Below are 20,193 nucleotides of genomic sequence, written 5' to 3' on the forward strand. Positions count from 1 at the left end.
GAATCGTTGCCTCGCCGCCCGCTTGCCAGACACAGACACACTCGCATGAATCTACAAGACCAGCTCGGCGCGCTCGAGTCGAGCCTCGACACGCTCCTTCAGACCGCCGCCGCATCTGCCCGAACATCCGTTGAATCGACTGAAGGCGCATCGTCGTCTTGTGCGATTTCGCCCGATGAACCGCCCGCTTTGGGCGACGTGCGGGAGCCGGGCGAATCCGCCGCGCCGGCCGAACCGCCGGGCCTCAACGAGCCACCGACGCTCGTTGTCTCGCGACCCGAGCGCGATGCGGTCGAGATGACGATCGCTGGCAAGACGGTGAAGCTGAGCCCGGAAGGCGTGTCGGAGCTGATCGAGGAATTGTCGAACGTGCGCGCGTCGATGTCTCCGGATCAGCCGGCTGGCATCGCGCCGGGTTGGCGCTTCGCGGCCACGAAGAATCCCGTCATGGCGACGCAGAAATATCCGAACGGCGATCGCTTGCTGGTCATGCGGCATGCCGGGCACGGGTGGGTGCCGTTTACGTTTTCGCCGAATATGGTCGTCGAGTTGTATGCCATGTTGACGAAGAAGTAAGCGCCCGGTTCGTCGGCTGTATCCCGCTTTCTTTATGGTCTATTAGCACGGCCCCTGTGCGGGGAGAGGCAGTGCTCATAAACCGACACCAATACGGCATCAACCGCTAAAACCCCCCCGACTACGAACCCTCCTGCGTCGGCGCCTGCACCCGCGCCTTCCACTGCCCGCCTTTCCCGCTCCAGTACCGCACGGCCGACCCAATCGTCGCGCTCACGTAAAACAACGCGACGAGCGGAAGCAGCGGCGCCCACAAGAGCGATCTGCGGTAATAGCGCAGCATCGGACCATACGCGATGCACATGAACGCCCACGCGGCGCATGCGGGCCAGGCCCGCGAGCCGTAGACCAGCGCGAGCACGGGCGGCGCCAGATAGATCACCGCCATGCCGAGCACGGTGCCGGCGAGAAGCAGCGGCGAGTAGCGCAGTTGCGTGAACGCCGTGCGGGCGATCATGTTCCAGATATCGCGCCAGCTTTCATAAGGACGCAGCGATTCGCTGCGCTCGGCGAGATCGAGGCGGATGGGACGCGCGTCGTTGCGCCCCGCGCGATGCTTGATGCGCGCGGCGAGACTGCAATCGTCAATCAATTCCTGACGGATCGATTCGATCCCGCCCGCCTCCGCCAGCGCCGAGCGGCGCACGAGCATGCAGCCGCCCGCCGCGCCGGCCGTCGGCTTCTTCACGTCGTTGACCCACGCGAACGGATAGAGCTTCGCGAAGAAGAACACGAACGCCGGAATCAGCACCTTTTCCCAGAGCGAATCGCAACGCAGCCGCACCATGAGCGAGACCAGATCGCGGTCTTCCAGAATCGTGCGCGCGACGAGTTGGGTCGCAGCATCGGCCGGATGGTGGATGTCCGCGTCGGTCAGGAGCAGGAACTCGGCGGGCAGTCCGAGCGAATCGATCGCGCCGATGCCCTGCGACTGCGCCCACACCTTGCCCGACCAGCCCGGCGGCAGCGACTGCGCGGTCAGCACCGTCAGACGGTCTTCGAGGGCAAGATCGCGGGCGGCGGCGAGCGCGGCGCTGGCGGTGCCATCGGTGCTGTGATCGTCGACGACGATCACATGGAACGCGCCCGCGTAGTCCTGCTTCAAAAGCGAGCCGACCGCGCGCCCGATGACGTCGGCCTCGTTGCGCGCCGGCACGACCGCCACGAGCGCGGGCCATGCGCCGCGCCGCGCGATCTCGGCGTTGCCGACGGCGTGGACCGTCGTATCGGACAGTGCCGGCGCAGGTTGCGCGCGCCAGAAGCCGCCGCGAGCGAACAGCAGCACGATCCAGATCAAAAAAGACAGCCAGGCGATCAGTAGCATGAAATAAACGATTAGCTTGGAAAGGGTGACGCAGCCGGCTGCGCGTTGCGCCAAAAATACACGGGTGGGAATGCCGTCCGAAGCCCGGCCCGAGGGCCGTACGGCCAGGGAAACGGCGCAAGTCTCGCCGCCATGCGGTCCGAAGCGTCCGACAGTTTACTGGGTTCTCAAATTCGCCGTGTTGACGCGTGTGAAACGGCTGCGCGCAGTGGAGCGGGCGTTGAGCACCCAAAAAGGGAACGGGTTAGAATACGCGGTCAACTTCGGCGCGCAGACCCAATCACCGTGTCTTTTTTTCCGGTCTGCTTTTCCCGGCACTCTTTTGGCGTTTCCGAGGCGTCGTGAAGGCCGAAACAAAGGAAAGCGCGAGCTTCGCGCCGGCTAACCCCGAAACCCGCGTCAGTCGGAGTTCGTTCGAATATGCGTATCATCCTTGCTCAACCCCGCGGCTTTTGTGCGGGTGTGGTCCGTGCGATCGAGATCGTCGATCGGGCCCTCGAACGGCATGGCGCGCCCGTCTATGTGCGTCACGAGATCGTTCACAACCGTCACGTCGTCGACAACCTGCGCAGCAAGGGTGCGCGTTTCGTCGAAGAACTAGATGAAGTGCCGCACGGCGCGGTCGCGATCTTCAGCGCGCACGGCGTTGCGCAGAGCGTCGAGAAGGATGCACAGACGCGCGGGCTCGATGTGCTGGACGCCACCTGCCCGCTCGTCACGAAAGTTCATGTGCAGGGGCGTCAGTATGTATCGCAGGGACGCACGCTCATTCTGATCGGCCACGCGGGTCATCCGGAAGTCGAAGGCACGATCGGGCAGATTCCGGGCGAAGTCGTGCTGGTGCAGAGCGAAGCCGAAGTGGAAAAGATGACGCTCGCGCCGGACACGCCCGTCGCCTACGTCACGCAGACCACGCTTTCGGTCGATGACACCCGCGGCATCATCGACGCCTTGCAGCGCCGCTTCACGGATATCGTCGGCCCGGACACGCGCGACATCTGCTACGCGACGCAAAACCGCCAGGCCGCCGTGCGCGAGCTGTCGAGCCAGGTGGATGTGCTGCTCGTGGTCGGCGCGACCAACAGTTCGAATTCGAACCGCCTGCGGGAGATCGGCGCCGAGACCGGCGTTCCGAGCTACCTCGTCGCGGACGGTTCAGAGATCAGGCCGGAGTGGTTTGCCAATGTGCAGACGGTCGGCATCACCGCGGGCGCTTCGGCGCCCGAGGAAATGGTCAAACATGTGATCGATGCCCTGCGCGCGTTCGAAACCGTCGAAGTCACGACGATGAACGGCCGCGAGGAAAAGGTCGAATTCAAACTTCCCGCGAAGCTCACTCAGCCGGTCGCCGCCGTTGCGGCAACCGCGACTCGCGAAGAATAAGGAGAGGACGCAATTGTCTATCCCGATGCTCCAGAAGGCCCGCGTAGGCGCCTACATCTTCAAGCAGCACCTGACGGGCAACAAGCGTTATCCGCTCGCGCTGATGCTCGAACCGCTGTTCCGCTGCAATCTCGCCTGTAACGGCTGCGGAAAGATCGACTACCCGGATCCGATCCTGAACCAGCGTTTGTCGCTGGAAGAGTGCCTCGGCGCCGTGGACGAGTGCGGCGCGCCGGTCGTGTCGATCGCGGGCGGCGAGCCGTTGCTGCACAAGGAAATGCCGCAGATCGTGAAGGGCATCATGGCGCGCAAGAAGTTCGTGTATCTCTGCACGAACGCGCTGCTGATGGAAAAGAAGATGGACGACTACGAGCCGAGCCCGTACTTCGTCTGGTCGGTGCACCTCGACGGCGACCGCGAGGCGCACGATCACTCGGTTTCGCAACCGGGCACTTACGACAAGGCCGTCGCCGCGATCAAGGAAGCGAAGCGCCGCGGCTTTCGCGTGAACATCAACTGCACGCTGTTCAACGATGCGGAACCCGAGCGCGTGGCGAAGTTCTTCGACACGCTCGGCCCGATCGGCGTCGATGGCATCACGGTCTCGCCGGGCTACGCGTATGAGCGCGCCCCGGACCAGCAGCACTTCCTGAATCGTGAAAAGACGAAGAACCTGTTCCGCGAAATCTTCAAGCGCGGCAACAACGGCAAGAACTGGTCGTTCAGCCAGTCGACGCTGTTCCTCGACTTTCTCGCGGGCAACCAGACATATCAGTGCACGCCGTGGGGCAACCCGGCGCGCACGGTGTTCGGCTGGCAAAAGCCCTGCTATCTGGTCGGCGAAGGTTACGTGAAGACCTTCAAGGAACTGATGGAAACCACCGACTGGGACAAGTACGGCACCGGCAAGTACGAAAAGTGCGCGGACTGCATGGTCCACTGCGGCTTCGAGGCGACCGCCGTGATGGATACGGTGGCGCATCCGCTCAAGGCCGCGAAGATCGCGCTGTCGGGCCCGCGCACGACGGGCGCATTCGCGAAGGATCTGCCGATCGACAAGCAGCGTCCGGCGGAGTACGTGTTCTCGAAGCACGTCGAGATCAAGCTGGAAGAGATCGGACGCGCGCAGAAGAACAAGGGCGCGAAGACGGCAGCGGCGGTGAACTGAGGCGGGCGCTGAACGTTTGAAAATGCGAAGGGCGGGTGACTTGGGTCATCCGCCCTTTTGTTTTGATGTACGCCGCATCTAATCTCTGAGGGCTTCCCAAACATCTACGCCGACGGGTTCAATCGGATCGATGTTGAACGGCACACTCCCGCGCAACGCTTCGAGCGGCGAAAGGAGTTCATTGTCCGATGGCTTATCAGGCATCGGCTTTTGATGATCTGTCATGTTGACGTCCTCGAAGTGCAAAAGCGATTGTGCTTTGAACACCCTTTTGAGCGGTGGGTTTCCGGAAGGCGCGGCTGAAGTTGTCGAAAATTTGCCATCTCTGCACGCACAAAAAAACGCGACGGCTCTCACCGTCGCGTTGTCGTCAACCCTTGCCACGCCGCATCAACTCAACAACACTTCCCCGCTCCCGATCCATACCGCGCCTCCTGTCGCTCGCGGAAAAACTCCGCGTAGCTCATCACCGGCTTGTCGGGATGTGTCGTCTGCATGTGCGTGACATAGGCATCGTAATCGGGCATCCCGACCATCAGACGCATCGTCTGGCCGAGATACCGTCCTGCTTGCCGAAGATCGCTGAACATCGTGCGCTCCTAGTGGCCCGAACGGACCGCCGCGCCCGCGCCCGCGGGCATCGCTTCGAAAGGCGTCTCGCGCACCGTCGGCTTGGTTTCGCGACGCGCGCGCAACACCGCCAGCACGCCGTACAGCGCGATGCTCAACACGACGAAAATGAACAGGCCGGCAAGCGCTGCATCGACGTAATCGTTGAAGATGATGCGCTGCATCTCCGCGAGCGACTTCGCCGGCGCCATCACCTTGCCCGCATCGTACGCGTCCTTCAGCTTGCCCGCGTGGGCGAGGAAGCCGACCTTCGGATTCGCGTCGAAAATCTTCTGCCAGCCGGCCGTCAACGTGCAGATGAGCAGCCAGATCGTCGGGACCAGCGTGACCCACGCATAGCGCTCGCGCTTCATCTTGAACAGCACGACGGTGCCGAGCATCAGCGCGATGCCCGCGAGCATCTGGTTCGAGATGCCGAAGAGCGGCCACAGCGTGTTGATGCCGCCGAACGGATCGACCACGCCCTGATACAGGAAGTAGCCCCACGCGGCGACGCACAGACCCGTCGCGACGAGATTGGCCGGCAGCGACTCCGTGCGGCGCAACGCCGGATGAAAGGTGCCGAGCAGATCCTGCAGCATGAAGCGGCCGGCGCGCGTGCCCGCGTCGACGGCGGTCAGGATGAAGAGCGCTTCGAACAGAATGGCGAAGTGATACCAGAACGCCATCATCGCCGGGCCGCCGATCACCTGATGAAGAATGTGCGCCATGCCGACCGCGAGCGTCGGCGCGCCGCCGGCACGCGCGACGATGGTCGTCTCGCCGACCGCCTTCGCCGTCGACGTCAGCATGTCCGGCGTCAGCACGAAGCCCCAGCTCGTCACGGTCTGCGCGACCGCTTCGGGCGTCGAGCCGAGCAGCGCGGCGGGACTGTTCATCGCGAAATACACGCCCGGCTCGATCACGCAGGCGGCGACGAGCGCCATGATCGCGACGAACGATTCCATCAGCATCGCGCCGTAGCCGATGAAGCGCATGTTGACTTCGTTATCGATCATCTTGGGCGTCGTGCCCGACGAGATCAGCGCGTGGAAGCCCGACACCGCGCCGCACGCGATCGTGATGAAAAGGAACGGGAACAGATTGCCCGACCACACCGGCCCGCTGCCATCGACGAACTTCGTGAAAGCCGGCATCTTCAGTTCGGGCGCGACGATCAGAATACCGATCGCGAGGCCGAGAATCGTGCCGATCTTGAGGAAGGTCGACAGATAGTCGCGCGGCGCGAGCAACAGCCACACCGGCAGCACCGACGCGACGAAACCGTAACCGATCAGGATCCACACGAGCTGCGTGCCGGTGAACGTGAAGTACGGCGCGAGCGTCGCGGATTCGGCGACCTGGCCGCCGTACACGATCGCGAGCATCAGGCCGATGAACCCGATGATCGACACTTCGCCGATGCGTCCCGGACGAATGTAGCGCGTATAGACGCCCATGAAGAGCGCGATCGGAATGGTCGCCGCGACGGTGAACGTGCCCCACGGCGAATTGGTCAGCGCCTTCACGACGATCAGCGCGAGCACCGCGAGAATGATCACCATGATGAGGAACGCGCCGAAGAGCGCGATCACGCCGGGCACGGTGCCGAGCTCCATCTTGATGAGATCGCCGAGCGAGCGGCCGTCGCGGCGCGTCGAGATGAACAGGACGACGAAATCCTGCACCGCGCCCGCGAACACCACGCCGCCGAGGATCCACAGCATGCCGGGCGTATAGCCCATCTGCGCGGCCAGCACCGGGCCGACCAGCGGGCCCGCGCCCGCGATCGCGGCGAAGTGGTGGCCGAAGAGCACGTACTTGTTCGTCGGCACGTAGTCGAGGCCATCGTTATGACGAACGGCCGGCGTCATGCGCAGGCCGTCGAGTTGCAGCACCTTCGCCGCGATGAAGCGCGAATAGAACCGGTAAGCGATGAGATAGACGCAGACCGCCGCGATGACGATCCATAGTGCGCTGATGCGCTCGCCGTGCGCGAGTGCGATGGTGCCGAATGCGAACGCGCCCAATAGCGCGAGCGCGATCCAGACCAGGAATCCGGAAGCCCGATTCATGGCGTCTCCTTAGTTATTGACCCGTGAGGTCGATGGATGCGCCGTGATAGCGCATTGGGCGGTAGTATTCGCTTTCGCCCGGGCGCTTACAAGCGCATAACTACGTATGCGCGCTACGTGGCTTCACGTAGCGGAAAACCCGAGGGTCGGTTCGCATACGAAACGGCCATGCGAACGACGCCGCCATTGGGCGCAGTTCGGGCGTTCCGAAGGGTTGCCCTGCAAGGGCAACGCGTGGCCGTTTTGTATGTGAACAGACCCTAGATGAACCTGAAGGCAAAGATCTTCCTGCTCGCGATCGTGCCGTTCGCGCTGGCGATCGGCGGCATCACCTACGGCGTGCGCCAGCAGGCGCAATCGCTCGCGCAGGCGCAGCACGAGACCACGCAGGCCGCCTACATGTCGAGCAAGGAAATCGAGCTGCGGCATTACGTCGAGATCGCGAAGAGCGCCATCGCGCCGTACTACGACGCACCCGCGACCGATCCGCGCAGCGACGACGAACGCCGCCGCCTCGCACTTGATGCGCTGCAGCGGCTCGACTTCGGCCAGGACGGCTACTTTTTCGTCTACACGATGCACGGCACGTCGCTCATGCATCCGCGTCAGCCGGATCTCGTCGGACGCGATCTCTGGCTCATGCGCGATCCGAACGGCGCGCTGACCATTCAAGAACTCGTCGAACAGGCGTCGAAAGGCGGCGGCTACGTGCGCTATGTGTGGCGGCGGCCGTCCACCGGACTCATCGCGCCCAAGCTCGGCTACGTGGTGCCGCTCGAGCGCTGGGGCTGGATGATGGGCACGGGCATCTATCTGGAGGATGTCGAAACGACGCTCGCGCGCATCGATTCGCAGGCGGCCGCGAATATCGAACGCACGCTGATGTGGATCGGCGCTACCGCGCTCGCCGCGCTCGCGATCATTGCGGTGTGCGGCGCGGTGCTCAACATCAGCGAGCATCGCAGCGCCGACGCCAAGCTGAAGCGCCTCGCCCGGCAAGTGGTCGATTCGCAGGAACAGGAACGCGCGCGGCTCTCGCGCGAGCTGCACGACGGCATCAGCCAGATGCTCGTCTCGGTGAAGCTGCTGCTCGAATCGGCGCTCGCGCGATTCGAGCGCGGCGCGGCGCGCGAGCCGACCGCCGAAGCCGCGCTCGCGACGAGCCTCGGGCGTCTCTCGGGCACGCTGCGCGAAGTGCGCCGCATCTCGCACGCGCTGCGCCCCGCAATGCTCGACGATCTCGGGCTCGCCGCCGCGCTGCAGCAGCTCGTGCGCGAGTTCGACGGACACGACGGCATCGAGGCGCGCTTCGAATCGATGGACGACGGCAAGCCCTGCGCGACGCAGCGCACCACGCTGCCCGATCCCGTCAACACCGTGCTGTTTCGCATCGCGCAGGAAGCGCTGACCAACATCGCGCGGCACGCGCAGGCGTCGCGCGCGGCGATCACGCTCGATATCGCCACGCACGCCGTCACGCTCGACATCACCGACAACGGTCGCGGTTTCGACGCGCACAACGCGTTCTCCGATCCCGCGAGCGGCGTTGGTCTGCGCAACATGCGCGAGCGGCTTGACACGCTCGGCGGCACGCTGACGATCAGCGCACAGCTCGGCCGCACTTCGATCACCGCGAGCGTGCCGCTGCCGCTCGCCGCACCCAATCTTCAAGGACTTACCGATGAGCGCTGAACCCGCCCGCATCATTCTCGTGGACGATCATCCGCTCGTGCGCGACGGCCTGCGCGCCCGCCTCGACTCCGTGCCGCGTCTCTCCGTGATCGGCGAGGCGGGCAACGCGAACGAAGCGCTCGCGCTCGCCGCCGACGAAGCGAACCCGCCCGATCTCGCGCTTATGGACGTCGGCATGGCAGGGATGAGCGGCGTCGAACTGGCGGCGCTTTTTCACGAGCGGCATCCGGGCGTCCGCGTGCTGATGCTGTCGATGCACGACAACGTGGAGTACGTGAAGCAGGCGGTACGCGCGGGCGCGAGCGGCTACGTGCTGAAGGATTCGCCCGCCACCGAGATCATTCAGGCGATCGACGCCGTGCTCGCCGGGAAGACCTTCTTCAGCGCCGGGCTCGCCGCGCGCATGATTCAGGCACAGTCGATGCAGACGCCGCTCGAACGCCTGACGCCGCGCGAACTCGACATCCTCGATGCGCTGGCCGAGGGTTTATCGAGCAAGCAGATCGCGCAGCAGCACGGGCTGTCGGTGCGCACGGTGGAAACGCATCGGTTGAATTTGAAGCGCAAACTGGATATCGACGGTCAGGCCGAGTTGATCAAGTTTGCGGTGGAGCACCGTCGAACGTGATGCCCGGCCTCGCCGAAAGATGCGAGCGTCAGCCCGCGGAACGGGCGTTGTGCTCGGAAAGGAACTTGATGAGGCCGTCGACGCCGCCCTTTTGCAACTGGCCGGCGAATTGTTGCTGATAGACCTGAATGAGCCAGGCGCCCATCATGTCGATGTCGTAGATTTTCCAGCCCTGCGGCGTCTTTTCCAGACGATAGCGCACGGGATTGTCGCCGCCCGTGGAAATGACATGCGACTCGACGACGGTGTCTTTCGCGTTGGCGTCGACGTTGGGCGCGTCGAACTTGAACTTCACGTCCTGATCGCGCAATTGCGAGAGCGAGGCCGCATAAGTGCGAACCAGAAGCGTCTGGAACTGGTCGTAAAGCTGCTTTTGCTGTTCGGGCGTGGCGCTTGCCCAGGCTTTGCCGACCGCGATGCGCGTCGTGCGCTGGAAGTCGGTCGCGGGCAGGAAGCGCGTTTCGACGAGTTGCGTGATCTTCGCCATGTCGCCGCCGCGCGCCTGCGGGTCGGCCTTCATTGCGTTGACGGTGCCTTCGACGGCGTTCTTCACGACGGCATCGGGACTCGTTTGTGCGAGCGCCTCGCCTGTGAAGGACAACGAGGCAAGGAGGAAAGCGAAGCAAATAGACAGATAGCGTTTCATGGCACCCGTTCTCTAATCAGGTTTGGTGGCGCGGGTTGTGCGGCCTTCGGATTGCAGCAGCGGCCAGCTGGCTGCGCGGTCAGTATATCGACACCGCCGCGCCGCAACAGTTCAAGCAGGGCGTGTCGCGTGCGCCCGGTATACTTGCGCGGCTCCCCGCATCGTTTCATGGAGTGATCCGGATTACGGCGGTCGGCATCATGCACTTCGCGCGTTCGCACGCACAAAAGATAACAGGGCACACCAGGTAGCGTCTTCATGCTGACGTCCAACATTACTCGCTTCGTCACACTCGCCATCCGCCGGCCGGCGTGGATTATCGCCGTTTCGCTCCTGCTCGGCGTGCTCTCCACGATTTATGTCGTCCATCACTTCAAAATCAGCACCGACGTCAGCCAACTGATCGAGACGGAGCCCGAATGGGCTGCGCGCAGCAAGGCTATCGACGAGGCGTTTCCGCAGCGCGGCGCGAGCCTGCTGATCGTCGTCCAGGCGCCCGCCCAGGAATTCGCCGATGCCGCCGCGAACGAACTCGCCGCCGCGCTCGCGAAGGAACCCGAGCGCTTCAAGTCGGTGTCCCAGCCCGAAGGCGGCGCGTTCTTCGAGCATAACGGCCTGCTCTATCTGCCGACGGAGAAGGTCGAACAGGTGACGAAGCAGCTCGTGCAGGCGCGCCCGCTCATCAATACGCTCGCGCACGACCCGACGCTCACCGGCCTCGCGCAGACGCTCAGCACGACGCTCAATCTGCCGCTCACGCTTGGACAGGTCAATCTGGGTCAGATGGCCGGTCTGCTCGGCAGAAGCGCGACCGTGCTCGATCGTGTTCTCGCGAATCAGCCCGCTGCATTCTCGTGGCGCGGCCTCGCGGATTCGTCGGACAGCGCTGCGCCTGGGCGCGCGTTCGTCACCGTGTTGCCGGAGCTGAACTTCAATGCGCTGAAGGCGGCGGCGGGCACGTCGGAAGAGATTCGCGCGAAGGCCGCCGAGCTCGGCATCGACAAGAAATATGGCGCGACGCTGCATCTGACCGGCGCGCAACCGCTCGCCGACGAGGAATTCGCGTCCGTGCAGGACGGCGCCGTGCTCAACGGCGTGCTCACCTTTCTCGTCGTGCTGATGATCCTCTGGGTCGCGCTGCGCTCGAAGCGCATGATCCTCGCGGTGTTCATCACGCTCTTCGTCGGGCTCGCGATCACCGCCGCGCTCGGCCTCATGATGGTCCATGCGCTCAATATGATCTCGGTCGCGTTCATGGTGCTGTTCGTCGGGCTGGGCGTGGACTTCGGCATCCAGTTCGGCGTGAAGTATCGCGAGGAGCGCTACAAGCACAAGCGGCTCGACGTATCGCTCGCCGAAACCGCGCGCCACGTCGCCGTGCCGCTCACGCTCGCCGCCACCGCGACCGCCGCGAGCTTCTTCTCGTTCCTGCCGACCGCGTATCGCGGCGTGTCGGAGCTGGGGCTGATCGCGGGCGTCGGCATGTTCGTGGCGTACGCGACCAACATGACGCTCCTGCCCGCGCTCATCAAGGTGTTCGCGCCGCCGGGCGAAGCGCATTCGCCGGGCTTTCCGGTGCTCGCGCCTGTCGACGAATTCCTCGACAGGCATCGCAAGCCGGTGCTGATCGGCACGCTCGTGGTCGTCATCGGCGCGCTGCCGCTGCTCTTCGATCTGCGCTTCGACTTCAATCCGCTGCATCTGAAGGATCCGCATACCGAGTCGATGGCGACGCTCACCGCGCTCAAGGATTCGCCGGAAGGCGCGGTGAACGATGTCGCGGTGCTCGCGCACTCGCTCGCCGGCGCCGACGGCATCGCCGCGAAACTGCGCAAGCTGCCGGAAGTCGGCAGCGCGACGACGCTCTCGTCGCTCATCCCCGCGGATCAGCCGCGGAAACTCGAACTCATCAAGGCCGCCGCCGATCAACTGCTGCCCGCGCTCGATCAGCAGACCGCATCGCCCGTGACAGACGCCGTGCGCGTCGCGGCGCTCAAACGCGTGTCGAGCCAGCTATCGCTCGCCGCCGACGAGCATCCCGGCCCCGGCGACAAGGAAGCGAAGCACCTTTCGGAGACGCTCGCCAAGCTGGCCCAAGCCGACGCCGCGACGCGCGATCGCGCAGAGCACGCGATGGCCGAGCCGCTGCGCGTCGCGCTCGCGCAACTGCGCACGCTCCTCACGCCGACGGAAATCACACGCGACACGCTGCCGCCGCAAATGGTCGCGTCGTTCGTGACACCGCAGGGTCAGGCGCTCGTCGACATCGCGCCGAAGATCCCGCCGGGCGCCGATCCCAACGACGACGCGCTGCTCGCCCGCTTCGCCGACGCCGTGCAGAAGGCCGCGCCCGATGCGATCGGCGGGCCGATCTCCGTGCGCCATTCGGCGGAGACGATCATCAAGGCGTTCGAGCAGGCGGCGCTCTATTCGCTGATCGCGATTGCCGTGCTGCTGTGGATCGCGCTGCGCCGTTTGGGCGATGTTTTAAGAACTTTGGTACCGTTGCTCGTCTCCGCGATCGTCACGCTGGAACTGTGCGTCGTCTTCAGGATGCCGCTCAATTTCGCGAACATCATCGCGTTGCCGCTGATGCTGGGCGTCGGCGTCGCGTTCAAGATCTATTTCGTGATGGCGTGGCGGTCCGGGCAGACGCGCTTGCTACAGTCGAGCCTCACGCATGCCGTTATGTTCAGTGCAGCCACGACGGCAACGGCGTTCGGCAGCTTGTGGTTCTCCCATCATCCGGGCACGTCGAGCATGGGACGACTGCTGGCGCTGTCGCTCTTTTGCACGCTGATCGGCGCGGTGGTGTTTCAGCCTGTCCTGATGGGCAAACCGCGCAAGGTGCGCGCGGCCGCCCGCGCGAAGCTCCGGGCGGCGCAACGACATGACAACCTAAGAGGAATTGAAGAATGAAGTGGGGATCGACGGCTTTGACCGCTCGTGCAGTGCGTAAATTCGGGATGAGTCTGGCGATGGCGGGCGCGCTCGCGACAACGGGCTGCGCGACCGGCCCGGACCGCAATCCGAAAGACCCGCTCGAGCCGATGAACCGCAAGATCTTCACGTTCAACGACACGCTCGACACCTACGTCGCGAAGCCCGTCGCGCAGTTCTATGTCGATTACACGCCGAGCCCGTTGCGCACGGCGGTCAGCAATTTCTTCTCGAATCTGGGCGATTTCTCGAACTTCGCGAACAACCTGCTGCAACTGAAGATCACCGATGCGACGCAGGATCTGATGCGTATCGCGATGAACTCGGTGTTCGGCATCGGCGGCCTGATCGATATCGCGTCGCCGGCGGGCCTGCCGAAGCATCATCAGGATTTCGGCCTGACGCTCGGGCACTACGGCATGCCGTCCGGGCCGTATCTCGTGCTGCCGCTGCTCGGCCCGAGCTCGTTCCGCGATTCGACGACCTGGCTCGTCGACTGGCGCGTGAATCCCGTCAGTTATTCCGATGCGGAGATCCGCTGGCCGCTGTACGGCGTGAACTTCGTGAGCGCGCGCGCGGATTTGATCGGCGCGACCGATTTGCTGTCGGCCGCCGCGCTCGACAAATACGCGTTCGTGCGCGACGCGTACACGCAGCGGCGTCAGTACTTGTTGACGGGCGGCGGCACGAGTTCGCTGCCCGATTATGGCGACGAAGGTGCGTCGGCGCCCGACGGCGCGAGCGCGCCGGGTGAAAGCGGCGGTGGCAGCAAGGAGCAGGGCTTGCCGACGTATGTCGATCCGGGTGCGGCGGCATCGCCGGCGGGCGGGGTCGGTGGGAAGTCGCCTGCACCCGAGGAAAATGCGCCGAAGGGCGAGCCGTCGCCGAGTTCGAGCAAGGCTCAGGGGCTGCCGCAGTATGAGGATCCAGCGGCGCAGCCTGCGGGGAAGTAGGCTGGTTTGGAAGCAGGAAAGGAAACGGGCGCATGAGCGCCCGTTTTGGGTTTTGTGTGTGGCGTTCAGAAGTCGCGAGACATGGCGCGTCAAAGACTCTGCCCACGCTTCCCCCCGCTGCCGCCGCCTCGTGATTCCGCCATCGCGACGGCTAACCGTTAAAACGACGATATTCCGCTGAATTTCGTCATCGCGGGCGATATGGACGAGCCGGTAGCCCACACCTCGCAGCTTGAGCCCGCCACGCGCGGTGGCCTTCAGGCGTTTGCGCAGCGCCTGCTGGAAAAGCGCTTTGAGAGGACCATGCAGTTCCGCCCGATTCTCTAGAGCCTCGGGCACGAACAGGAGTTCATAGGCCGTCACAGATCGTCGGTGTCGACCTTGACCGCGCGTTTCACGGACTTCAGGCGAGACCGGACCAGGTTCGTCAACTGGCGTTGGTCATAGAGCTCGCCCATTTCGGCCATCAACTCCGGGAATACAGTGTAGAACGCCGGGCGATTGCGATTGAGCACAGCAGCAGGCCCGCCGCGCCACACCTCGATCACTTCGCCCGGATTCTGCTTGAACTCGGAAATGCTACCGGACAACACGCTATGAATTCGTTCAATGACGGCTTCAAAGCGCGCCTTCTTCCGCAACTTCCTGGATCAAATCATCGCCCGACACCTTCGGCGCTTCCACCGCCCCCTGATCGCGCCGATACGCCTCGAACAATTCATCGGCGTAACGGATCTGCGTGCGGCCGTGCGGCGCGGGCTCACCCTGTTCGTTCAGGTTCACGAACACCATCTTCTCGACGGTCAGAATGCTTTTGCGCGTAATCTTGTTGCGGACTTCTGCGCGCAGCGTGATCGATGTGCGGCCGAAATGCGTCGCGGTGATGCCCAGTTCGATGATGTCGCCCTGACGCGCCGAACTCACGAAGTTGATTTCGGACATGAACTTTGTCACGACGCGCTGGTTACCCAGTTGCGATATCGCATAAATCGCGGCTTCTTCGTCGATCCAGCGCAGAAGACTGCCGCCGAAGAGACTTCCGTTCGGATTCAGATCTTCGGGCTTGACCCATTTGCGGGTGTGGAAATTCATTTGCGGTACCTCGCTTTCTTGACCGCGCGCGTCACAAGACAGAGAAAAAGGACGCGCGCTCGGTTAGGGTTTTCCCTGATTATATCGAGATGAGGGTTAACCCGCAGAAAGCAAGAGTGAAGTGAAACACTCAGCCAAAGGACAGCGCCCGCGCCGATCCCAGCGCGTGGCGCGCCTGCACGAGCGTCGCGCGGGCTGCGCGGGCGTCGGACGCGAGGCGCAAGAGCGCGCCCAGTTGCGCCGGATCGCGCAGCAATTCCCGCAAAATCGGACCGATGGCCGTCGTTCCGTCATCGCGCAAACCGGCGGTTGCGGCCGGCGGCAACGTTCGCCACGCAGGATCGACGACCGCGCGGCATACCGCGAACGGCAAGCCGCGCGCCGTCGCGATCGCCCCGGCGATATGCGATTCCATATCGACGGCCAGCGCGCCCGTCGACGAATGCAGCGAGCGCTTTTCCGCCTCGCTCTTGACGGGCGCGGTGACGCCCGCCATCCGGCCGCGCCGTACGACGCGCTCGACGGGCGTGCCCGCGAACGCATCGGCGATACGCGCGGACCACGCCGCGTCAGTATGCAACTCGCCGAACGGACCGCACACGCTCTCGGCCACGATCAACTCGCCCGGCTCGAGATCCGGCGCGAGGCCGCCCGCCGTGCCGAAGCTGATGATGCCCGAGCAGCCGCGCGCGATCGCATCGGACAACGCGCGCTCCAGCCAGTCGGCGCGCGCCGCGAACACCACATCGACGCCGCGTCCGCGCACGATCTTCGCCTCGAACGCCATGCCGGTCACGGCGACGACGGGCGCGTTCACATTGCCGCCGTCACGCGCGTGAGGCCGTCGCGCGTCAGGTTTCGATAGCGCGCGAGCGCCCACAGCGGGAAGAACTTGCGATAGCCGTGGTAGCGCAGATAGAACACGCGCGGAAAGCCCGTCGCGGTGAAGCGGGTTTCGTCCCACAGGCCGTGCGCCTGTTGCGTCTTCAGCAGATAGTCGACGCCGCGCGCAACCGACGGATGGTCGACCAGACCCGCCGCCATCAGCCCGAGCAGCGCCCACGCCGTCTGCGACGCGGTGCTCGGCGCCTCTTCGTAGCCACGATAGTCCAGCTTGTAGCTCTCGCCGTCCTCGCCCCAGCCGCCGTCGCTGTTCTGGATGCCGACGAGCCAGTTCGCCGCGCGTTGCATGCGCGGGTCCGTCGGGGCGACACCGGCCGCGTTCAGCGCGCACATCGCCGACCAGGTGCCGTAGATGTAGTTCAGGCCCCAGCGGCCGTACCAGCTTCCGTCGCGTTCCTGGCCTCTCACGATGTAGTCGAACGCGCGGCGCGCGGGCTCGCTGTTGAGCGAGGTCTCGCCGAGCTGCGCGAGCATCGACAGACAACGCGCGGACACGTCGACCGTCGGCGGGTCGAGCAGCGCGCCGTGATCCGAAAACGGAATGTTGTTCAGGTAATACTGCGTGTTTTCCGGCTCGAACGCGCCCCAGCCGCCGTCGCTGCTCTGCATGCCGACGACCCACTCGCGCGCCCGCGCGATCGGCTCGCCGTACATCGCCGTGCCGTTCTCGCGATCGGCGCGCTCCATCGCCATCGCGACGACGGCCGTGTCGTCCACATCGGGATAATGCGGGTTCGCGAACTGGAATGCCCAGCCGCCCGGCCGCACGTTCGGACGGCGCGAGATCCAGTCGCCGCGCACGTCGAGAATCTGAAGCGGCACGAGCCAGTCGAGGCCGCGCGCCACCGCCGAGCGCGCCTTCGGCATACCGGTTTCGAGCAGCGCATGCGCCGCGAGCGACGTATCCCACACCGGCGACAGACACGGCTGGCAATACGCTTCGCCATCGTCGGCTTCGTCGATGACGAGGAGCTTGTCGAGCGACTTGCGCGCGATCGCGCGATTCGGATGCTCGGGCGGATAGCCGAGCACGTCGTACATCATCACCGAGTTGGCCATCGCCGGAAAAATCGCGCCGAGACCGTCCTCGCCGTTCAGGCGCTCGTCGACGAAGCGCACGGCTTCATCGATCGCGCGTTCGCGGCCGGCTTTAGGCAACAGCGGATCAGCCACGCGCAGGATCGAATCGACGACGCGGAAGAACGCGAACCAGCCGCGGCTCTGATGCGCCGCGCGGGCCGGCATGCCTGTGTTGACCGGTGGATTCGCGAACACCTCGTCGATGCGCACGCCGCGCGGATTGCGCGCGCGCGGGCGCTTCGCGTTGAGCACGAGCATCGGCACGATCACCGTGCGCGCCCAGTACGATACCTTCGACAAATGGAACGGGAACCACATCGGCAGGCGCATGATCTCGACGGGCATCATCGGCACGGCGCGCCACGACACGACGCCGAACAGCGCGAGCAGGATGCGCGTGAACACGTTCACCTTCTCGGCGCCGCCCGCGGCGAGAATCGCGCGGCGGGCGCGCTGCATGTGTTCGGCGTCCGGCGAATCGCCGATCATCTTCAGCGCGAAATACGCCTTCACGGTCGCGGAGACGTCCATCGCGCCATCGGTGAAGAGCGGCCAGCCGCCGTCCTCGCATTGAATGCGGCGCAGATAGCGGCCGATCTTCGCTTCGAGCATCTCGTCGGCGGTTTCGCCGAGATAGTGGACGAGCAGCACGTATTCGGCCGGGATGGTTGCGTCCGCTTCGAGTTCGTAGAGCCAGTAGCCTTCCGGATGTTGCGCCGCGAGCAGCGCATCGGTGGCGCGGTTGACGGCGGTATCGAGCGAAGCGCCCGAAACCCGCGCGCCCACGGCCGACAGGGATAAATCGTTCATCAGCGTTCCATCGATGGGTTCAACAGCGCGTCCGCCGCCTTCTGGCCGGAGCGGATCGCGCCTTCGATCGTCGCGGGCAGGCCGGTCGCCGTCCAGTCGCCCGCGAGCGTGAAATTGGGCCAGCGCGTGCGCGTGGCGGCCCGCAAGCCTTCCTGCGCAGGCAACGCGGCAAACGTCGCGTGCTCCTCGGCGACGACTTGCGAGGGCGGCGTCGGCACGGCGGGCATGCGCATCGCCTTCGCCGTTTCCAGCCAGACCGCCTGCGCGAGTTCCTCGTGCGGCGTCGCGAGCCATCGGTCGGCGCTCACGAGCGTGACGGAGAGCCGGCCATCGGCCGCGAAAATCCAGTCCGACATACCGTTGACGACGCACGTCATCGGCTGAAAACCGTTCGGCGCATCGACGGCGAAATGCACGGTGACGATCGCGCGCGATGAATCCGGCGCGCTCAGGTCCGGCACGAGAGCGCGCGCCGCGTGGGGCGGCACGGCGAGCACGACGCCGTCGCCCGCGCCGAGCGCGACAGGCTCCGCCGCGCCTTCGAAAGCCAGCGAGCTTACACGCTCCTTCGAATCCGTGCCCGATACCCCGATGCCCGCGACGCGCGAGCCGAGCCGGATATCCGCGCCGCCATACTGCAAAAGCCGCAGCGCGGGCTCGACGAACGCATGCGACAGCCCGCTTCTCGCGACGAGCGGACGGCACGCCTGCCCGCCCTGCGCGACCGTCTCGCGCAACAGACCCGCCGCGAGTTCAGCGCTCGCTTCGGAAGGATCGGCGTTGAGCATGGCGCGCAGAAGCGGACGCACGAGAAGACTCCACACGCGATCCTTCCGTCGCACCGACTCCTCGATCGTGCGGCCCGGCTTCGCCCAGAAGAGCGGCAGGAACGGCAGGTAATCGGCGGGCAGCGTGCCGGGGACGCGCGCGTCCGCGTCGAAGATCCAGCGTGGCAAGCGCCCCGGCGACATGCGGATCGTCCAGGCGTCGCCGCTCGCGGCATCGAAGAACGGATACTCGGGCTGCGTCGGGCCGATCAGCGTGTCGGTTGCGCCGATCGCTCGCAGATAGGCCATCGTCGATTGATTGCCCGACAGCAGCAGATGATTGCCGTTGTCGAGCGTGACGCCGAGCTTGGGATCGAAGAAGGAGCGGCAACGGCCGCCCGCGTGAGGCGCCGCCTCGTGCAGCACGACGCGTGCGCCGCGCCGTTGCGCCTCGACCGCGGCGGCGAGTCCGGCGATGCCCGCGCCGACGACGAAGACCCGCCGGGACATCAGATCAGGTTGCGCGCCACGATCCACAGCAGGCGCGCACGCGGCGTGCGCACGCGCGTGCGCGGCAGGTCGAAGCCGCGTTTCAGATTGGCGTCGAGCACGGTGCGATACGCCGCCGACATGATGCGCGGGGCGCGCACCTGGGCGCGCGGCGACGCCGCCATGATCGCGTCGGACTGGGCGTAGTGGCCTTTCGCGCGCTCGACGAGCACGGCGCACACGCGCGGCAGGCGCGCATCGCCGACGATGCTCGCCGGATCGCTCGTCGAAATGCCTTCGCGGGCGAGCAGCTCGCGCGGCAGATACACGCGGCCGATTTCCGCGTCTTCGTCGATGTCGCGCAGGATGTTGGTCAGTTGCAGCGCGCGGCCGAGATGGTGCGCGAGCCGCCGTCCAGCGTCCTCGTGCATCCCGAATATTCTCACCGACAGCCGCCCGACCGCGCTCGCCACGCGATCGCAATACAGGTCGAGCGTGGCTTCGTCGGGCGCGACGATATCGCCCGCGGCGTCCATCGCCATGCCGTCGATCACGGCCTGAAAGTCGTCGCGGGAAAGCTGGAAAGCCTGGATGTGGCGCGTGAGCGCTTCGAGCGATTCCTTCGGCCTGCCGGCGTAGCACGCGTCGATGTCCTCGCGCCACTGGTCGAGCGCAAGCGCGCGCTCGCGGCGCGGCAAGGTGCCTTCGTCGGCGATATCGTCGACGGCGCGGCAGAACGCGTAGATCTGGTACATCGCGTCCCGCTGCTCGGCGGGAAGGATGCGCATCGCGAGATAGAACGAGCTTCCCGACGACGTTTTCGCGGCGTCTGGAGCAGTATCGTCAGCGATGATATTGGAAACGGCCAAGACGAACTCCGCTGTGGCGCCCCCAAGGGCAAATTTAGTGAGAGATCGGGCGCCGGTCCCGACGCCCGGTGCGCGCGGAACCACCTGGCGCTGAGCGGGACGATCGAGGAGATAAGCCGGCGCGAGCCGGCTCGTGACTGCGCCGGAAGCGGCAAAGAGTATATCAATACTTTGCCCGATTGCGCCGCA

At 65.1% G+C, this 20,193-nt stretch carries 19 protein-coding genes; 8 read left to right on the forward strand and 11 right to left on the reverse strand.

The window, feature by feature from the left end; genetic code table 11:
• Nucleotides 1-45 precede the first annotated feature (45 nt).
• Nucleotides 46-576 carry a hypothetical protein gene (locus NCS28_RS20960; protein WP_250515684.1) on the forward strand — a complete coding sequence of 177 codons (531 nt, stop codon included), beginning with the start codon at nucleotides 46-48 and terminating at the stop codon, nucleotides 574-576.
• A gap of 121 nt (nucleotides 577-697) precedes the next feature.
• Here NCS28_RS20960 and NCS28_RS20965 read toward each other — a convergent pair whose 3' ends face one another.
• Nucleotides 698-1,900, reverse strand: a complete 1,203-nt coding sequence (locus tag NCS28_RS20965) for a glycosyltransferase (protein ID WP_284505373.1) — start codon at nucleotides 1,898-1,900, stop codon at nucleotides 698-700.
• A gap of 420 nt (nucleotides 1,901-2,320) precedes the next feature.
• Between NCS28_RS20965 and ispH the strand changes: the two genes are divergently transcribed.
• Nucleotides 2,321-3,283 (forward strand): 4-hydroxy-3-methylbut-2-enyl diphosphate reductase, encoded by a 963-nt coding sequence (gene ispH / locus NCS28_RS20970; protein WP_250515685.1) that lies wholly within the window; start codon nucleotides 2,321-2,323, stop codon nucleotides 3,281-3,283.
• A gap of 13 nt (nucleotides 3,284-3,296) precedes the next feature.
• Nucleotides 3,297-4,451 carry an adenosyl-hopene transferase HpnH gene (hpnH, locus tag NCS28_RS20975; protein ID WP_250515686.1) on the forward strand — a complete coding sequence of 385 codons (1,155 nt, stop codon included), beginning with the start codon at nucleotides 3,297-3,299 and terminating at the stop codon, nucleotides 4,449-4,451.
• A gap of 78 nt (nucleotides 4,452-4,529) precedes the next feature.
• Here hpnH and NCS28_RS20980 read toward each other — a convergent pair whose 3' ends face one another.
• The 3 genes from NCS28_RS20980 to NCS28_RS20990 form a co-directional block, all read right to left on the reverse strand.
• Entirely contained in the window at nucleotides 4,530-4,676 is a 147-nt protein-coding gene (locus NCS28_RS20980; RefSeq protein ID WP_250515687.1) for a hypothetical protein, read from the reverse strand.
• Nucleotides 4,677-4,846: 170 nt separating this feature from the next.
• The gene (locus NCS28_RS20985) at nucleotides 4,847-5,041 is read right to left on the reverse strand and encodes a YbdD/YjiX family protein (RefSeq protein WP_008354281.1); all 195 of its coding nucleotides are present in this window, start codon (nucleotides 5,039-5,041) and stop codon (nucleotides 4,847-4,849) included.
• Between the two features lie 9 nt (nucleotides 5,042-5,050).
• Complete coding sequence (locus NCS28_RS20990; RefSeq protein WP_250515688.1) at nucleotides 5,051-7,135, reverse strand: carbon starvation CstA family protein; 2,085 nt, start codon at nucleotides 7,133-7,135, stop codon at nucleotides 5,051-5,053.
• Between the two features lie 264 nt (nucleotides 7,136-7,399).
• On the opposite strand from NCS28_RS20990, the gene NCS28_RS20995 reads away from it, so the two are divergent.
• A complete protein-coding gene (locus NCS28_RS20995; RefSeq protein WP_250515689.1) occupies nucleotides 7,400-8,827 on the forward strand; it encodes a cache domain-containing protein in 1,428 nt (475 codons plus the stop codon).
• Nucleotides 8,817-9,455 (forward strand): response regulator, encoded by a 639-nt coding sequence (locus tag NCS28_RS21000; RefSeq protein WP_250515690.1) that lies wholly within the window; start codon nucleotides 8,817-8,819, stop codon nucleotides 9,453-9,455. The genes NCS28_RS20995 and NCS28_RS21000 overlap by 11 nt, the downstream gene beginning before the upstream one ends.
• A 28-nt stretch (nucleotides 9,456-9,483) precedes the next feature.
• Here NCS28_RS21000 and NCS28_RS21005 read toward each other — a convergent pair whose 3' ends face one another.
• Nucleotides 9,484-10,101 (reverse strand): MlaC/ttg2D family ABC transporter substrate-binding protein, encoded by a 618-nt coding sequence (locus tag NCS28_RS21005; RefSeq protein ID WP_250515691.1) that lies wholly within the window; start codon nucleotides 10,099-10,101, stop codon nucleotides 9,484-9,486.
• 258 nt (nucleotides 10,102-10,359) lie between these two features.
• Here NCS28_RS21005 and hpnN point away from each other — a divergent pair, with 258 nt between their 5' ends.
• The 3 genes from hpnN (at nucleotide 10,360) to NCS28_RS33230 (ending at nucleotide 14,321) form a co-directional block, all read left to right on the forward strand.
• Nucleotides 10,360-13,020 carry a hopanoid transporter HpnN gene (gene hpnN / locus NCS28_RS21010; protein ID WP_250515692.1) on the forward strand — a complete coding sequence of 887 codons (2,661 nt, stop codon included), beginning with the start codon at nucleotides 10,360-10,362 and terminating at the stop codon, nucleotides 13,018-13,020.
• A complete protein-coding gene (locus NCS28_RS21015; RefSeq protein WP_250515693.1) occupies nucleotides 13,017-13,994 on the forward strand; it encodes an MlaA family lipoprotein in 978 nt (325 codons plus the stop codon). Before hpnN ends, NCS28_RS21015 begins: the two co-directional genes overlap by 4 nt.
• Before the next feature lie 201 nt (nucleotides 13,995-14,195).
• Nucleotides 14,196-14,321: a hypothetical protein gene (locus tag NCS28_RS33230; RefSeq protein WP_284505381.1), complete on the forward strand. Its 126-nt coding sequence runs from the start codon at nucleotides 14,196-14,198 to the stop codon at nucleotides 14,319-14,321.
• A gap of 32 nt (nucleotides 14,322-14,353) precedes the next feature.
• Here the strand turns inward: NCS28_RS33230 and NCS28_RS21020 are convergent, their stop codons facing one another.
• The 6 genes from NCS28_RS21020 to hpnD all read right to left on the reverse strand — a co-directional run bounded on the left by NCS28_RS21020 (nucleotide 14,354) and on the right by hpnD (nucleotide 20,004).
• Complete coding sequence (locus NCS28_RS21020) at nucleotides 14,354-14,587, reverse strand: type II toxin-antitoxin system Phd/YefM family antitoxin (RefSeq protein ID WP_250515694.1); 234 nt, start codon at nucleotides 14,585-14,587, stop codon at nucleotides 14,354-14,356.
• Nucleotides 14,588-14,612: 25 nt separating this feature from the next.
• Nucleotides 14,613-15,086: an acyl-CoA thioesterase gene (locus tag NCS28_RS21025; RefSeq protein WP_250515695.1), complete on the reverse strand. Its 474-nt coding sequence runs from the start codon at nucleotides 15,084-15,086 to the stop codon at nucleotides 14,613-14,615.
• Between the two features lie 130 nt (nucleotides 15,087-15,216).
• Entirely contained in the window at nucleotides 15,217-15,873 is a 657-nt protein-coding gene (locus NCS28_RS21030) for a phosphorylase (protein WP_250515802.1), read from the reverse strand.
• 26 nt (nucleotides 15,874-15,899) lie between these two features.
• Nucleotides 15,900-17,879, reverse strand: a complete 1,980-nt coding sequence (gene shc, locus NCS28_RS21035; protein ID WP_250515696.1) for a squalene--hopene cyclase — start codon at nucleotides 17,877-17,879, stop codon at nucleotides 15,900-15,902.
• Complete coding sequence (gene hpnE, locus NCS28_RS21040) at nucleotides 17,879-19,156, reverse strand: hydroxysqualene dehydroxylase HpnE (RefSeq protein WP_250515697.1); 1,278 nt, start codon at nucleotides 19,154-19,156, stop codon at nucleotides 17,879-17,881. The genes shc and hpnE overlap by 1 nt, the downstream gene beginning before the upstream one ends.
• Complete coding sequence (hpnD, locus tag NCS28_RS21045) at nucleotides 19,156-20,004, reverse strand: presqualene diphosphate synthase HpnD (RefSeq protein ID WP_250515698.1); 849 nt, start codon at nucleotides 20,002-20,004, stop codon at nucleotides 19,156-19,158. Before hpnD ends, hpnE begins: the two co-directional genes overlap by 1 nt.
• Between the last annotated feature and the right edge of the window lie 189 nt (nucleotides 20,005-20,193).

Source organism: Caballeronia sp. INDeC2 (assembly GCF_023631325.1).
In the GTDB taxonomy this organism is placed as follows: domain Bacteria; phylum Pseudomonadota; class Gammaproteobacteria; order Burkholderiales; family Burkholderiaceae; genus Caballeronia.